The sequence below is a fragment of the Haloferax sp. ATB1 genome, from assembly GCF_000730175.1.
This window is the reverse complement of record NZ_JPES01000088.1, coordinates 75,466-90,139: the sequence shown is the minus strand read 5'-3', so window position 1 is coordinate 90,139 and position 14,674 is coordinate 75,466. Positions and strand designations below refer to the sequence as shown.

The window sequence follows — 14,674 nt, the reverse complement described above, 5'->3', positions numbered from 1 at the left end:
GATTAACGAATAGAAAATCTGAAGGGGCCGACTGATGGTTCTCTGAATATCTGAACTCAGATTTGGTAATCCGAAGCTACTATATGTGAATGGTTGGACCTAGCACGCAGACATGTCTCTCACCGACAAGTTGTCTCAACTTCAGAACCACACACGGCTGCTGAGTGTCCTGCTCGCAGCGGTTGTCGTGGTCTCTGTGTTGAGTGTCGCATCACCAGCATCAGCTATTACAGGGACTCTCGACGGCGACAAGTCCTCGGTCCAGAGCGGTAATCAAGTGACTCTTACTGTCGATATCGACCTTGAATCGGGCGACAGTACGCCAATCAAAAATCACCTGATTGAGCTTGAGGGCCCCGATGGCAAACAACAATCCGTCCGCATTGATGCGAGCGGCGGCGTTGAATCTAAGCAACCGTCTTGGTTGAACTCCGTGACGCTTGTCTCAAACAACGCAGGCTACGGGTACGGTTCAAACACTGTTGGCTACGGCTCCGGATACAGCAAGGACTTCGGATACGGCTATGGCTACGGCTATGGTAGCGCTGATAGTGAACTCACCTACGAACTTGTCATTGACACCAGCAACTTTGATAACGGTCAGTGGACCGTACGCTTCGACACGGAAGCCACCGATGGTGAGTTCCTCCCGTTCGACGACAGTCAAACAACGTATACGTTTGACGTCAAAGAGCAGTCGACTAACAATAACAACAGCGACAACGACGATGATGACGACCGCAGCGGCGGCGGTGGCGGTGGTGGTGGTGCTTCCCAAAGCAGCACAGCCTCCAACATAGCAACGTCTGAGCGGGCGACAGTTGAATCGACTGGAAGCGCAGAAGTTTCCGTCGAAGATTCTCCTGACGGACGGAGTATCTCAGTGAATATCAAGTCTGGGTCGGCCGGTGAATCCGTCAAGTTGACTGTTAACAAGGAGACGGTTGAGGAGCAGGTCAAAACTTCTGGTGGTGCTGTCGAGAATATTAACGTCAACTTCGAGGAAGACTCTGACTTCGACATGGATGTGACCTATTCATCACCTGACGAACCAGAGACCGGTGATGAAGAGGTATCCACTTCGCCAACAGATGACGACGTGCTTGGATACATTAACGTCGACCACAGCGCACCTGATGACAACCTTGCGACGGTCGACTTCAACTTCCGTGTGAGTGAACAACAACTTGGCGACCGCTCGCCAGAAGATATTGCACTCTACCGGTACCATGACGGTGAGTGGAATGCACTCGATACTAGCTTTACTGAGCAAGTTGGTGACTCCTACCGCTTCACAGCCGAGTCTCCTGGTCTCTCTGTGTTCGCGATCTCGAACAAGAGTACAACGACGACCGAATCGAACACACCTGAGACTACTACCGAGACGTCTACTGCGGCACCTACCGAGACGTCTACTGCGACACCTCAAGAGGAGGTAACGACAACGGATGAGAATCTAGAGACTGAAACGACGTCAACCGATGGCCCAGGATTCTCTGTAGTCCTCGCAGTTATTGCTCTCTTCGCAGTTGCGCTCGTTGGTCTTCGCCGTCAAGACTAACGCACAAACGACCTCTCGTTTTTATTGAGATGCGAGTTTGCAACAGCATCCGCGAAAATCTGTGGTAACCCTCTTTAATGTCAGATATAAACTATTTCAATAGAGCCAAGAATATGGGGCACGTGCGCGGGCGGCGATGTCCCACACACGCAGAGCGAGTTTGTAGGCTCGAAAGACGCAGCACGTCTTTCGAACGTGACTGAGATGCTTCGCGTCTCATTCGCATCTCGCAGCATTAGAGATTCTGCGGACTCAGCGGATGCTGGTTTCCGAGACACCAGAACGCGCCGCATTTTGGGACACTCATCGTCCGTCTTCACGCGACCGGTTGTTCACTCAGGGAAACGACTTCGATTTTTGCTAACTTTGGCGTTGGGACCCTCACGAACGCCTGTACGCTTGACGAGTGCTCTCACCTCCGGGTAACGATCTCGCAGACGACTCCGTTGGGTCGAAGTCGATGACTCGCTTTTCTTTGGGCATCGCCTCAACTCTGATGCCACGCCACTCACCATCGACGCCAACGAGCGCTTCGGAGTACCCCGCATCCTCATTCCCCGGAATCGCATCTTGGACGAATCGCATCTGAGCGTAGTTCAGCCCGAACTCTTTGGCCCACGTTTCGTCCATGCCATCGAGATGGTGGAACTGCTTGACTGCACACTGATCGAGAATCGCTTCGGACTCAGTATGTTGGAAGAACTCGTCGACAGTCTGTGTGACAAGTCGAATCGAGAGATCGTGGTGGCGGTGATGACGGAACACCGTCTCTAAGAACGCCAGACTTGCGGCGTCTTGCATGATGTACCGTGCTTCGTCGATGACGAACACGACTTCCTTGTCTGTCTCTTTGGCACGTTCGTACACCAAAGAGATGAGAAGCTGCATCGTCAGTGCCGTACTACTGCTGACGCTGCCTTCTTGTTGGGCTAAATCAAGGTAGACGACCTTCTCGTCGCGGATGTTGAACTCAGATTGTCGACCCAAGTTTGCATATCGGCCACCGTCTTCGAACAGACCAAGTTGTCCGAGAAGCCACGTCGCGTCCGCGCGGAGTTTGTGCGCCTCGGCGTCCGCCCGAACGACAAACTCGCTGGGTGATGCAACCATCTCCTCGAAGATGTCCATCATATCGCGGATGGTCGGACTCTGATTGCCGTGCGTGTCGATCTCGTCGGTGATCCCCTGGCGTTCGTACGCCTGTTGAAGTCCGAGTTCGAGTGTGGTTCGGCGGTCACCAAGCGAGATTCCACGCAGTGCGAAGTAGTTCGTGAGAAAGCTCATTGCGTCATCGAGTTTCTCGTTGAACGGACTCGCGTCCTCACCCATCGCCCGCTGGACGTGCTCAGGAGTCTGGCGAATCTCTAAGGGATTTAACCCGAGCGTCCCGCCAACGGTGATGCGCTTGGCGTCCAAGGCTTCGGCGACGCCAGCCCAATTGTTGAGTGGTTCGAGGATGATGCCAATCCGGTCTGTGCTTTGTTCGATCGACCGGATGAAGTTCTGTTTCGAGCTAAACGACTTCCCAGAGCCGGTATCGCCGACGGTGAACATCGCATAGCCGTTATCGCGAGCGAATGGGTCGATCACCACCGGGCTGTGGGTGTCTTTGTGAATCCCGAATTCGACGCCCCCCTCTTCGAGGATGGTCGCATTGTGTGGTGATGCAAGGAGCGCGCCAACGGCCCCACCAAGCGCGATTGAGCTGCGACCAACGATGTTCTTTCCAATCGGTGCGGCAGATTGGAGTGCGAGGTCTTGTTTGCAAATCGCAGTCTTCGGTGTGAGACTGGCCGGCTCATCTCGAAGCGCACTTTTGACGCGTTGGACGGCATCGTTGAGTTTCTCGCGTGTGTCGGCACGCACAGTGACGAACACCGACTGGTCGAAGACACGAGTCCCACTTTCGACCGCATTGTACGTCGCCGCAGCTTGGTGTGCTCGCTGTTGGAGATACCCACTTCGAACGCTCTGTTCGAGGTCGGCGTCAACCTGGAGATCGTCAGCGATCTCTTGGAGTTCGCTTCGAGCACGCAGTTGGTTTTTTGGCCGTATATGGGCTGTGAGGTCGAACTCAACGTCTGTTAGCTGGAACAGATCACTGAGGTAGCCATCATTCGGGTAATCAGGGTAGTCCGTAATCATGAGTGTCGAGGTCCACTGTTCGCCCACACGGGCAGTTCGGGTCTCCCATTCGATGGCTGTGGGTGCAATCGTGGTTTTGTGTGACTCTGCGATATCATCGAGGAGTTGCCCCTCAGTGTGTCCTGTGTGAATCGTGTCTTCGTCGAGAACGTCCGAGAACTCGACTTCGGGTACGACGTCGGGAGAACGGTATTTCCACACACCGATAGCCCCGAGCGCAATACCGAGCGCTCCGACAGCGTACACGGCAGCACCTTCGGGTGATGTTGGTTGTTGGAGCCACTCGAAAAGCTGGTGTGCGAGTTCGCTCGCTGTTTGGAAGCTGAGATTACGCATCGAACGCATCCTCTCGACGAGCCCGTCCGATAATCGGGTGGTCACGGATCACTCGTTGTGGGTTGTCATAGTCGTGTTCGTGGCCGTTCCAAAACTCCATTGTCAGTATGAACAACTCGGCTGTACTCACGCGACGAGCCGACCACCCCGACGCCTGCTGGATGAATCCAGAATCGATGTTCGTGATTCGGGTTGTTAATCGCTCAAACATCCGGGCACGCTCTTCGGGCTTCGAGAGGTCTTCTCGGCGCGTGACGAATGGCGTGAATAGGAAGCCAATCCCAGGGAGTTCAGTCAACTTCTCTGCGGGTGTTCGCTCATCGTGGAAGCGGTCATAGACTTCCAGTGGCGAGACCTCGACGCCGATGAAAAAGCGAATCTGTTGTGTCCCGCGGTTTCGCATCGCCCGTGGGCGTCTCTCGCGGTACTCTTCGAGGAGTTCACGGAAGACAGGGTTTTGGGTGACGTCTTCATCGGAAAGCCGCTGTTCGATGTTTGCTGTGAGTTGTTCGACTGGAAACGACCGCGTCGTCGCGTGGAACGTCAGCTTCGAATCGAGTTCCGTGTTTGCAAACGCAGTGCCTGCTGCTTGGAGACTCGCCCAGTCATCGGACATGGCGAAGTCCATGTTCCCTGGGTTCACTTCGATGAATGCCTCCATTACACCGTCAGAACGCTGGATTGCACCCACACCGGGCCACGCCCGCTCTATGTTGGTGAGCTCCTGTGTTCGTTCATCCGGTTTGAACGGTGTGTAGTTCGCAAGGCCACCCGCATTTCGAACGAACTCTGCGGTGGTGTTTGTGTCTGTTTCGATAGGCGCACTAAACGTCTGCCGCGGTCGCAGTGCGAATCGAGACACGTCTGTGGCCCATGCCCACGCAGTGAGGTGGTCCGGGGTGACATAGACGACGGCGGCACCGAGTCCGATGCCCCCTGCGATGAGTGGGACTGCGAGTGAGTCGATTCCAGTGAGACCGGCAATGAACAATCCGAGCAGTGGGAACACAATGAGGACGCCAACATCCCCTTCTTCGATATTGAGCCCTGGAATGCGGCTTTCTTCTCCGAATTCGTCCATGAGGCGGCGTTCTGCAGCGTCTGAATCAGTCGACATGATGAATTAGCGATTGGTGTTGTGTGGGTCGTTTTCGGTACGGCGATACGCAGCAGTAGTGGGTGTGGTGGTACTTTCAGCTCGGGTGGCAGCTTTCTGTGCGAGTACCTGCCCAGCAGCGGCTTTTGGCCCCCAACGGGCGGCGGTCGTTGCGACGCTCGACCCGCCGATAGCCGCACCTGTGGCGACGCTTCCGGCGATGACTGCGCCTCTGCTTGCGGTTCCAATGGCCTTCGCAGTGAGTGGGGTGGCGTAGGCGAAGGTCTTCCACGTCAGATAGAGTGCGATGACGGGCAGGGAGACGGCAACGAGATACTGGAGAAAGGCGGTTGCAGGATTGAATGTCCCACTGGCGAATAAGAGGTCATAGCCTTTGAACACGACCGCTGCGGGGAGTGGGAGGACGACTAACGGAACGAATCGTTTTGCGAAGCCAGTCGCGATGTCGGAGAGAATGGGGATGTTTCCATATCCGAGTGCGATGGCGATGGGCATCCCATAGACGTAGACATATAGCAAGATCTCGCGGATGAAAAAGAGGGCTTGAATCGCCCACATTGAGATGCCCCCGAGTGCGGCGAGGAGGAGGCCTAAGATGGGGTTGGTGAGGGTCACACGTAGAAGTTCAAGCATCGCATCTGACAGAGACCCAAGGCTCGGGAGTAAAGCGATAGTAATGCCGTCTACTAAGTACAGGGAGAGGACACCAACCCAGTACCAACCAACAATTAGAATTCCTCCGGTCCAAGCTGTTTTCTGTGTTTTTCGGGCTTTGTACCCGCTTCCGATATTGAAGATTCGCATCGTGTGACGACCTTGCACACTAACGATGAGAAGTAAGAACGAGATCAGCATGATTTCACCCCCAACCAGTGCATCCTGAATTGTAGGCCAAGGTGCGTTCGTTGGAGTCCCAAATACGAACCCACTGCCTGTATTCGGGGTTGGTGTTCCAAACATTGATTCAGAGATGGCTCTATATCCTTCTTTGAGTCCGCTCTCGAAGAGGCTCATAATCCAATCGACGACGTCTTTGAATCCTTCGAGAACGACGTCTATGAGTTCAACCATGATTATGGGGCAGAAATGTTGATCTCGCAGTCGCGCATCTCTTCTGAGCCAGAGTACGTGACACCGAAGGTTTCTGCAATCTCACGGCCGGAAACCAGGGACTCAATAATCACAGTAAACTCACCCTGATTCCCGTCGATTGAACAGCCCATTCCGTCGTCGCCAAGTTTCGGACCGAAGGGGAATGTGCTACTGAATAGGTCGATAAGGTCCTCTGATGGGACGACAATCTGGTCAGTCCCATGCAAGCCGCTCCCCTCGTATTTTTCTGCTAAATGAGGAACATCTCCTCTAAATCGAAGTCCAACCACGGCATCGGGCCCTGACCCTGTATTCCGAACTTCGACATACGCTTCGCTATTTCTCGTTCGATTAGTCTCACTCTCTCCGTAGATCTCATCCCACGGCTTGTCTGGGTTGTTCCTGAAGAGACCGACGTCAACGATTTCGAGTTGCGGTCGGATCTCCAAACTCGTCTCGGCGACCGTCTCGTCGCCGTGAACGGCGAGCACTCGATAGTCACCGGGATCGTACGAAGTCCCAATTTCGAATGAAATCTGCTGAACGCCGGTCGCGACCTCGCGCGTCCCGAATAGCTCACCATTCGGCTGGATGAGGTTGAGCTGTTCGACAGCACTCCCAGAGCCGAGTCTGACGACAAGCGTGGTTCCCTCCACAGCGACCTGACGCAAGATTCCTTGGTCGTCTGAATCGCCGTTCGTGCTGGTCGTTTCGTCACTGGAGCCACTGCCGTTGAGACAGCCAGCAATGCCAGCGAGTGAGAGCCCTGCTGTTGTTCGGAGAACGGTACGTCGATCGAACTGTGATTGATTGTGTGTCATGGATATCGTTCAGAATCATCGCGTGGCCCGAAAAATCGGAGAACCTGCTTGCCGGCATAGAACGTCACAACGAAGGGGATGAACTGCCAGCCGACCTCGATCAGTAACTCAACCCACCCATCGAGCGTTCCGAGTGGATGCCACCGGGCAGTCGCCGTCTCTGAAACATAGGCTGGGTTTGCGACAAGCCACGTTCCCGGATGATAGCGTGCGGTGTAGACCCCTGGTTGGTCGATACTCACGACCGCGACGCCGGACTCGTTCGTCCGAACACGCTGGTCAGCAATGGTGATGTAGCCCCCGCCAGATTCACCGTTGAGCGAGACTTGGCGTTCGTCAGCCGTGAGGTCGATCGGTGCGCCAGTCTCGTTATCTCGAAGTTCAATGTGGACGGTCGCCTGATCGTTTGTCTGCGTGACCACGTCGGCGGTGAGTCGACTCTCGCGAAGTTCGCGATCCGGACCACTGCTCACCGTTGACGTGATGGGAGTTGCGTTGCTGTCGCGGACGATGCCGATTACACGGAGTGCATCGCGGTCAAGCTCATCTGTGCGGACTGCAAGTCCGTAGGTGGGCGTATACGCCCGGTCGACGACTTCGACAGCCACCGTGTCTGGTATCGTGGTTTGTGGACTCGGGCGTTCTTTGCCCCACGAGTCGAGTATCTTCGGCCCATCACGAATTGGTTCGGCTCGCGGCCCGATGCGTGATGGGTAGGCATGAACATATACCGGGTGTGCTTCGGAATGGATCTCGGTCTCATCTGTGGCCGTCGCTTGGGTGAGCCGATCCCATCGGTTGTCACGGGCCGTGTAGAACCGCCAGACACCGCGAACGCGTGAGTCGCCATCCTCGGTGAGTGTGTAGCCCTGCCACGGCCTCGACTGGAAGAGTGCGACTCCGGTGTCACCATTGGGATACGCCGCGTCGTAGGCGTATGCATGAAGATTGTACACCTCGACATCGAGTGAATCAGCGACGGTGATCGTCTCAGTCCGATAGGCGACCTCTGTCTGGGTTCGGTTCCCAACAGAGACTGTCGTCGTCTTCTCCAGTCGGACGTCGATATCGGCTTCGAGCGTGAGTGTTGTACTCCATGTCTCGTCGAGGTGGTACGCAAGGACTGGTGTATGAGTCCCTCTTGTGCGGACGATAACGTCACCATCCGACTTCAGACGGACTTCCGAGATCTCGTCGTCAACGAGTGACCACGTTACAGACGACCGATTGGAGTGGTGGCCATCCGGAATCCGAACACGATAGTCAACAAATCCGCGAACGCTTCCGTTGGGTGCGACGTACAGTGGTGTCTCCCCTGCTTCGAGATGACCCCGTGTCGATGGATGGATCGCGAAGAACGTCGCGTGTGCATCGTCGATGAAACGTCCACTTGTGAGAGACGCGTGGTCCGGATACACCGATGTCTGTGTACTGCCTGCGGTCAGGTCACCGAAGTCATTCCGTGTCCACGTTGCCGCGGTCGCCGGTGGGCGTGTGAACGTGATATCTGTTCCATTGGCGAGTTGCTGGATGGGGGTTCGGCTTTCGCCGTACCGCTGGCGATACACCGTTTCGTTTACGTACTCGTCTGCGTCACGAGACCACAGCGTTGCCGTCTCGTTTTCGGTCAAGCCATTGGATTCTGTCTCTGGATGTGGCGTTGCTGTGACGAGACCGGCGAGACCGAGACCACTCGTGAGAAGGAGGCAAACGAAGACGACAGGCCACGCGGAAGTGCGCATACAGGAAGGCAATGTGAGGCCCGTGCTCACCAGGGCGCGAGATCAACACACTGCGCAAGTGGCAGTCCCATCAACGACCCCGCAACGGTGTAGAGGGGGCCGAGTACGAGCAGGGTGACTGCAGACTTTAGGGCTGCACGCATATGCTCTTTCAGCTTGGCTTTCTGCTCGTGATTCGTCGTAAACATCTGAAAGAGCGAATCGCCTTGCCAGACAACGATGAGACCGATCAGCCGAGCGCCGTGGTTAATTGGAAGAAGCCTTCGAGCATCTGCGGCAGTTTGCTTGTACTGCAGATGACTCCATCTTGGGCTGCAACAGGCTGTGTGAGGACGACGAGTCCAAAGAGGGCAGTTATCGCGAGGATACGGCCGGACGAAACGACTCGAACTGAATCGTGAGCTGGATTGACTACTGTATTGGTTGGGTTGTCTTTTTCGTTCGACATGTGGGTTGCTTGTGAATTGCGTCCCGTTGGAGACAATTCCTGCATCTTCAACTTTCAGGCGATAATTAAGTTCTTTTGGTTGTGGAATGTGTGGAATAGGTGCTAATATCTGTGAAATATCTAGATTTCAATGGTAGTTCATTATCTCATGACTGTCTTGTCTACGAGGAGTTCACTGCAGATTTCAACCCAAGACCGCATAACGAACGAGCACTCTGTCTCGTCAGCAATTGATGCGTGGGATTGGCTCTGCTCCCAGCTTGCTCACCTCACCCCACGTCGGTCCGTGGAGTACGCATACAAATAGGTACACACGAGAATCGCCGCGCCAAGGCCGACCATATTCTGGAGCAGGTCTGTGACCGTCACGACGAACATAAGCGAGAACACGCCGTAACACCCGAGGCCGCCAAACAGACACATGGTGAAGCGCTTTCGAACCCAGTACAGTTCGTGTTCGCGTTTCTGTGGGTGGCCATCGACCACCGGCCAGTACGACCCTGCAATGAAGCCGACGGCGATTGCACACACGAACAGCAACAACAGCAGTTTGTCCACTCCAACGCAGGAGCTCACTTGGCGTCCAGTGGGTGACTGCACTCACGACGAGGATCGACGCACTCCCGACCGTTGGACACGCGATGGAGGCAATACCAGCGCCCTGACAGGCGGCCATGAATCGAGTCAGCGGGTCTGGACGAGTGGGACCGTACGATTCGACCGACATCGTGAGCGAGTCCACTCGCGGCTCGTAGTTGGCTATTACGGCAGGCAGTCGTCGTTGCCAGAGGATGGCCAATCAATACTACTCGGCTCTGTTGAAATCCCCAGCTACTAACAGCTTGCAGCGGCCGTGCTGAATACAGGGCGCAAGTCGGTCACAGAGTTGGATGAAAACTCGTTTAGTATAGAAAATCATCTTGATGGGTATCTCCAGATAGCCTGCTATAGCAGGTTCCACATTTACTCGGTTAGGTGCATACCCATGATATATGAGGTTCGGCCTGACGGAGAATCAACGGGAGTTTCGAGATGAGGTTCGGGAGTTTACAAAAACGGAAATCGAACCAAAGGCGAGAGACCTCGACCGAAAAGAGGAGTACCCGAGCACGATTTTCGACGAACTCGGCGAACGTCGTTTGACGGGCGTGACGCTTCCGGAAGAATACGGGGGCCGGAGCGAAGGCCTCGTCGAACTCGCGTTGATGATCGAAGAGCTATCGGCTGGACTCATGTCCGTGGCAAGTGCCATCGGACTCCACATCGGAGTTGCGACAGTCGTCGAGCGCTTCGGAACCAAGGCGCAGCGCGAGGACTTCCTTCCAGAGATGGTGTCCTTCGACACTGTCGGCGCACTCGGCTTGAGTGAGGCGAACGCGGGGAGTAATATATTGGAGATGGAGACTACCGCTGAACGTAACGAGGATGAGTGGGTACTCAACGGCCACAAACAGTGGGTGACGAACTTCTCTGACGCTGACTACGTCCTTACGTACGCGAAGACTGGCCCCGAGGAGGACACCCCACACAACATCAGCGCGTTTCTCGTACCAACCGATGATTTCGAAACCGAGACAGTATGGGAGACACTGGGCGCGAACAGCGTCAAATCCCCGCGCGTCTCCCTCTCGAACGTTCGCGTTCCCGATGACCGACTCGTCGGCGAGGAGGGCGAGGGCTACGTTCAGCGTGGAGAGATACATACGGACGTGAACGTCCCAGCTCGCGGTGTCGGTATCGCCCGCGCTGCCCTCGAAGATACGGTGGCCTACACGAGCGCACGTAAGCAGTACGGCCAGCACATCAGCAACTTCCAAGGTGTAGGATGGGAGGTCGGGAAGATGGCTGAACGAGTCGATACCGCCCGGTTACTCACCCTCCGCGCGGCCGACCGTGCCGAACGTGGATACGACGTCACACGCGAGTTCAGCATGGCGAAAATCAACGCCACACAGGCCGCCGTGGACAACGCAAACGACGCGATTCAACTCCACGGTGGTATCGGCTACACGACTGAGCACCATGTCGAGCGGTATCTGCGCGACGCGAAACTCCTCACGATTGCCGGTGGCCCGAACGAAGGTCACAAGAACACGCTTGCTGAGGCCATCTTCGAGCGACATGATAACTGACCAAGAGGCTCTGTTGAAGTCCTCTCGCTGTCTTGCGATTTGTTGAGAGACTAGCTTTCACTGTGATCCACGGAAACTAGCCAGAAAGAGCGCTCTCTCCAATGTCAACGCTGAAGGATTTCAACAGAGCCGACCAAGAGGGTCGTCGGCTGTCTGCCCCGGCTCACAGAACCGTTATCGGGCTATAGGGGATATTCGATATTACGATGTCTCCCGAGCGGTCTGACGAAGCACTTCAGGTGTCTCTTGATCTCTGGTACCCAGAATGCTGGGAAATCAAAATCACGGAGCGTCTCGACGTCGGGATTCTCGGTTATGGGATTTACATGACTGGCGGCGAGGTTGCGACGCTTTTCACTATCTACGCGAACAATCACGAATCGGTTACCGAGGGTATCGAAGCTATTCGTGCGTCTGAACAGGTTCGTTCTGTCTCCCAGATGGCGACTGTTTTCCGACAGGCATCGATTCCAAAGCCCGGAAATGCAACGCGCGAACTCCTCGTTGTTCACGATGGGCGAAAGCAGATTAGTCAGCCACTCACTTCTCGTGGATTCGTGTGTACGGGGCCGATTGATATTCGAGATGGGAGGGAGTATTGGAGTCTCGTAACGAACCACGACCGGGAGACGGCTCGAATCAAGCTTGATGAAGTTCGTGAGCAGATGAGTGCGGAGATTCATGTACGGAGTATGAAGCAGCAGAATCGGGGAGATGCGCCAACCACACTGCCAGTGGATCAGTTCACGAAGCGTCAGTTAGAGGTATTTCAACTCGCTCGTGAGATGGGGTACTACGAGTATCCGAAGGAAACGTCGGCCGGCGAATTAGCGGATGAACTGGGGATTACCACTTCGACCCTCCACGAACACCTTCACAAAGTGGAGGCGATTTTATTAGGGAGAGACGGCCTGACGTGGCTCGAATAGTGTCCTTCGAAATTTGTGTTTGCAACCCTACGTAACAGTCATTTTCTCTCACGAGGCTATGAAACGAACGACACCCACGTGCTAAATCCACCCTCTGTCTGTGTCACACAGGTTCTATCAGGCTCTACGGCATTCAACAGAGCCTACTAATCACACCTGTTGTGATTTGTCTCGATGGACTCACCACCACAAACTCGTTTTATTCACTCACACTACCGTTGTCCACAAAGGGGCTCTCTCCAGTGCTGCTGCTAGAACGAGCGTCTGTACCCGCAGTGGGTGTCGACGACTTGTGGCGTGCGTCCGATTATCGATCGTTGATCACACGCTCGCTAGCGCCACCCCATCACAACGTCCGTGATCCCACTTCCACCCGCGGACGCAGGTGACGTCTCTGCGAGTTCTGAGACGGCGTGTTCAGAGAAGATGACGCGTTTCGTCCCGCGGCGTTTCACGATCTTCACGCCTTCTTTGCCAAGGTCATCGAGAAAGTCCATGACGCGAGTGACGGTTTGGGTATGGGGTGTTCGACCTTCCTTTGCGTGGAGGACGGTTCTGATAGTACTCGAATCGAGTGCGAAGCCTGCGGGGACGTTCGTGGCGTACTCTTTGATGTCCTTTGCGATGAAGCGAGCGCGTTCTTGGTTGGCGGTGAGTTTTGAGAGCGCTTTCGAGGGGAGCCGGATGAGTTGTTGGAGCGGGGAGGTTGGGGTGGTGGATTCGTCGGTGGGGGTGTCCGATGATTCGACGGCGTAGAGGCGCTGTTGGAGATGCTTACGGTGGTCCGATGCCGCGTCGAGTTTGGCTTCGAGATCTTGGGTGTGAGTGTTGTATTGGGAGAGTTCCTCGCGTTGGGACGCGATTGTCTGTGCTTGGGCGTCGACTGTCTCTTCGAGTTGTTGGGTGTCGGCTTCGAGTTCGTCGACGCGCTCTTCGAGTTCGTCGATCCGGGCGGCGAGATCCTCGATAGAGGTCATTCGTGGCCCTCCGTGTGGGGTGGCTGTGCGACGAGACCTTTTTGCGTGGGTGGTGTGTTTGAAGACATGCGGTTTGGGTTGAACTGACCGCACCGGATCCGTGTCTTCAGCACGGGTCCTTTCTGAGAGGACTTGGAAATCCGATGAGTCGTTAGATCACTCCACGAAATCGATCCACTTCAATCTGTTTACTAATAAGCAAACAAATAACGTCTATTAGTGTATATTGTATTATACATCGGTTCGGTTAACACTATCGTGTTGATTGATTCCGTATGCGCAAACGGGGGGAATGGATGAAACCGACTGACGACCAGATTCTTGAGATATTGGGCGACTCAGGTCTTGTACTCTCACCCAGTATCATCGCTTTTAATGCTGGATTCACTCGAACACACGTGAATAATCGGTTGTCGGAGTTCGCAGAGAAGGGGCTTGTAGATCGCGTTGAGAGGGGGAAATACGAGATTAGCGAAACCGGACGTGGCTATCTATCTGGGGATGTCGACGCATCCGAACTGTAGTAACTGATCTCTTCTCACTCTTCTCGCGGATCACTCACGAATTCGAAGAGTCGCGTAGGCTCATGAATGAGTTTCACATAGCCACGAGCTTCGAGCACTTCGAGGCGATTATACACACTATTTCGTGAGTACCCAGTCTCATCGACGAGATAGCCTTTGGTCGCAATTCCCCACGGACTATCCCCATCGCGTCCTCGCTTGAGTACGTCGAGAATTGCTTTGTCCGTCCCAGTGAGATCTGAGGCGCTCATAGTTGCTACTAGACCACTATATGCTATAAAGAATGGCATTACTAATATGCAATCTGACTGGGCATTGTGCATAGTATTAAGTGATCGAAGAACGTAGGTAGAACTGAGAAGCACTGGATTCGCCTTTTGTAGAAAGGCCACGTGCTAGAACACGTGACCGGTGGCTTCTCGATTGGACAAGAAAGCCAATGTCAACTACGCACACCGCGACACAAGAGCGTACCGTATCGCTAGCCGACCACCTTATCAACGCCCTCGCACGCTCGTTTACCCTTGGTATCGACACTGAGGGCTGTACACATCACTACTACCGCCGGGCCGACGCCGTCGTCGTTTTTGACGGCCGAACTCTCGATCACTACCAGACGCTTGATGGCCGGCCCCTCACTGAGTGGAAGGCGTTCGTCTCTCAGAAACGTGGGTGGGCCTCGATGGGCCAGCTTGCACCCCTCGGGCTTCGAGTGGATTCTGAGCGGAAGGAGACCCCTCGTGTATGAGTGCCCACGAAGAGTTGCGAATGCACCTTGCTCAAGCGCTGACCCGAACGACCGAACCCGACGTACAGGCACATCTGCACGCCGCGTTGGAGTCCTGCCAGG

General features: G+C 54.9%; 12 protein-coding genes and 1 pseudogene. 5 read left to right on the top strand and 8 right to left on the bottom strand.

The window, feature by feature from the left end; genetic code table 11:
- The first annotated feature begins 112 nt into the window (after positions 1-112).
- Positions 113-1,561: a PGF-pre-PGF domain-containing protein gene (locus tag ATB1_RS14820; protein ID WP_082256449.1), complete on the top strand. Its 1,449-nt coding sequence runs from the start codon at positions 113-115 to the stop codon at positions 1,559-1,561.
- Between the two features lie 381 nt (positions 1,562-1,942).
- On the opposite strand, the gene ATB1_RS14815 is transcribed toward ATB1_RS14820, so the two are convergent.
- The 7 genes and pseudogenes from ATB1_RS14815 to ATB1_RS14785 form a co-directional block, all read right to left on the bottom strand.
- The gene (locus tag ATB1_RS14815; protein ID WP_042665074.1) at positions 1,943-4,042 is read right to left on the bottom strand and encodes a VirB4 family type IV secretion system protein; all 2,100 of its coding nucleotides are present in this window, start codon (positions 4,040-4,042) and stop codon (positions 1,943-1,945) included.
- Positions 4,035-5,159, bottom strand: a complete 1,125-nt coding sequence (locus ATB1_RS14810) for a hypothetical protein (RefSeq protein ID WP_042665072.1) — start codon at positions 5,157-5,159, stop codon at positions 4,035-4,037. The genes ATB1_RS14815 and ATB1_RS14810 overlap by 8 nt, the downstream gene beginning before the upstream one ends.
- Positions 5,160-5,165: 6 nt before the next feature.
- Positions 5,166-6,230: a hypothetical protein gene (locus ATB1_RS14805; RefSeq protein WP_042665069.1), complete on the bottom strand. Its 1,065-nt coding sequence runs from the start codon at positions 6,228-6,230 to the stop codon at positions 5,166-5,168.
- Between the two features lie 2 nt (positions 6,231-6,232).
- On the bottom strand, positions 6,233-7,072 hold the full coding sequence (locus ATB1_RS14800; protein ID WP_042665066.1) for a hypothetical protein: 840 nt from the start codon (positions 7,070-7,072) through the stop codon (positions 6,233-6,235).
- On the bottom strand, positions 7,069-8,814 hold the full coding sequence (locus tag ATB1_RS14795; protein WP_042665063.1) for a hypothetical protein: 1,746 nt from the start codon (positions 8,812-8,814) through the stop codon (positions 7,069-7,071). Before ATB1_RS14795 ends, ATB1_RS14800 begins: the two co-directional genes overlap by 4 nt.
- Positions 8,815-8,840: 26 nt before the next feature.
- Positions 8,841-9,262 (bottom strand): annotated as a pseudogene (locus tag ATB1_RS23470) (hypothetical protein).
- Between the two features lie 264 nt (positions 9,263-9,526).
- A complete protein-coding gene (locus ATB1_RS14785) occupies positions 9,527-9,838 on the bottom strand; it encodes a hypothetical protein (protein ID WP_241768280.1) in 312 nt (103 codons plus the stop codon).
- A gap of 416 nt (positions 9,839-10,254) precedes the next feature.
- Here ATB1_RS14785 and ATB1_RS14780 point away from each other — a divergent pair, with 416 nt between their 5' ends.
- The gene (locus tag ATB1_RS14780; protein WP_042665060.1) at positions 10,255-11,394 is read left to right on the top strand and encodes an acyl-CoA dehydrogenase family protein; all 1,140 of its coding nucleotides are present in this window, start codon (positions 10,255-10,257) and stop codon (positions 11,392-11,394) included.
- Positions 11,395-11,720: 326 nt separating this feature from the next.
- Complete coding sequence (locus ATB1_RS14775) at positions 11,721-12,323, top strand: helix-turn-helix domain-containing protein (RefSeq protein ID WP_241768278.1); 603 nt, start codon at positions 11,721-11,723, stop codon at positions 12,321-12,323.
- Between the two features lie 332 nt (positions 12,324-12,655).
- On the opposite strand, the gene ATB1_RS14770 is transcribed toward ATB1_RS14775, so the two are convergent.
- Complete coding sequence (locus tag ATB1_RS14770; RefSeq protein WP_042665055.1) at positions 12,656-13,300, bottom strand: hypothetical protein; 645 nt, start codon at positions 13,298-13,300, stop codon at positions 12,656-12,658.
- A 296-nt stretch (positions 13,301-13,596) separates the two neighbouring features.
- Between ATB1_RS14770 and ATB1_RS14765 the strand changes: the two genes are divergently transcribed.
- Together ATB1_RS14765 and ATB1_RS14760 are read left to right on the top strand one after the other, a co-directional pair.
- Positions 13,597-13,824 (top strand): MarR family transcriptional regulator, encoded by a 228-nt coding sequence (locus ATB1_RS14765; RefSeq protein ID WP_082256448.1) that lies wholly within the window; start codon positions 13,597-13,599, stop codon positions 13,822-13,824.
- Between the two features lie 439 nt (positions 13,825-14,263).
- Positions 14,264-14,572, top strand: coding sequence for a hypothetical protein (locus ATB1_RS14760; RefSeq protein ID WP_007276006.1), 309 nt, complete (start codon positions 14,264-14,266; stop codon positions 14,570-14,572).
- Positions 14,573-14,674: the final 102 nt, after the last annotated feature.

Coding starts and splice junctions, on each gene's coding strand:
- ATB1_RS14820 (WP_082256449.1), top strand. CDS start 113: ATGTCTCTCACCGACAAGTTGTCTCAACTTCAGAACCACACACGGCTG.
- ATB1_RS14815 (WP_042665074.1), bottom strand. CDS start 4,042: ATGCGTAATCTCAGCTTCCAAACAGCGAGCGAACTCGCACACCAGCTT.
- ATB1_RS14810 (WP_042665072.1), bottom strand. CDS start 5,159: ATGTCGACTGATTCAGACGCTGCAGAACGCCGCCTCATGGACGAATTC.
- ATB1_RS14805 (WP_042665069.1), bottom strand. CDS start 6,230: ATGGTTGAACTCATAGACGTCGTTCTCGAAGGATTCAAAGACGTCGTC.
- ATB1_RS14800 (WP_042665066.1), bottom strand. CDS start 7,072: ATGACACACAATCAATCACAGTTCGATCGACGTACCGTTCTCCGAACA.
- ATB1_RS14795 (WP_042665063.1), bottom strand. CDS start 8,814: ATGCGCACTTCCGCGTGGCCTGTCGTCTTCGTTTGCCTCCTTCTCACG.
- ATB1_RS14780 (WP_042665060.1), top strand. CDS start 10,255: ATGAGGTTCGGCCTGACGGAGAATCAACGGGAGTTTCGAGATGAGGTT.
- ATB1_RS14775 (WP_241768278.1), top strand. CDS start 11,721: ATGACTGGCGGCGAGGTTGCGACGCTTTTCACTATCTACGCGAACAAT.
- ATB1_RS14770 (WP_042665055.1), bottom strand. CDS start 13,300: ATGACCTCTATCGAGGATCTCGCCGCCCGGATCGACGAACTCGAAGAG.
- ATB1_RS14765 (WP_082256448.1), top strand. CDS start 13,597: ATGAAACCGACTGACGACCAGATTCTTGAGATATTGGGCGACTCAGGT.
- ATB1_RS14760 (WP_007276006.1), top strand. CDS start 14,264: ATGTCAACTACGCACACCGCGACACAAGAGCGTACCGTATCGCTAGCC.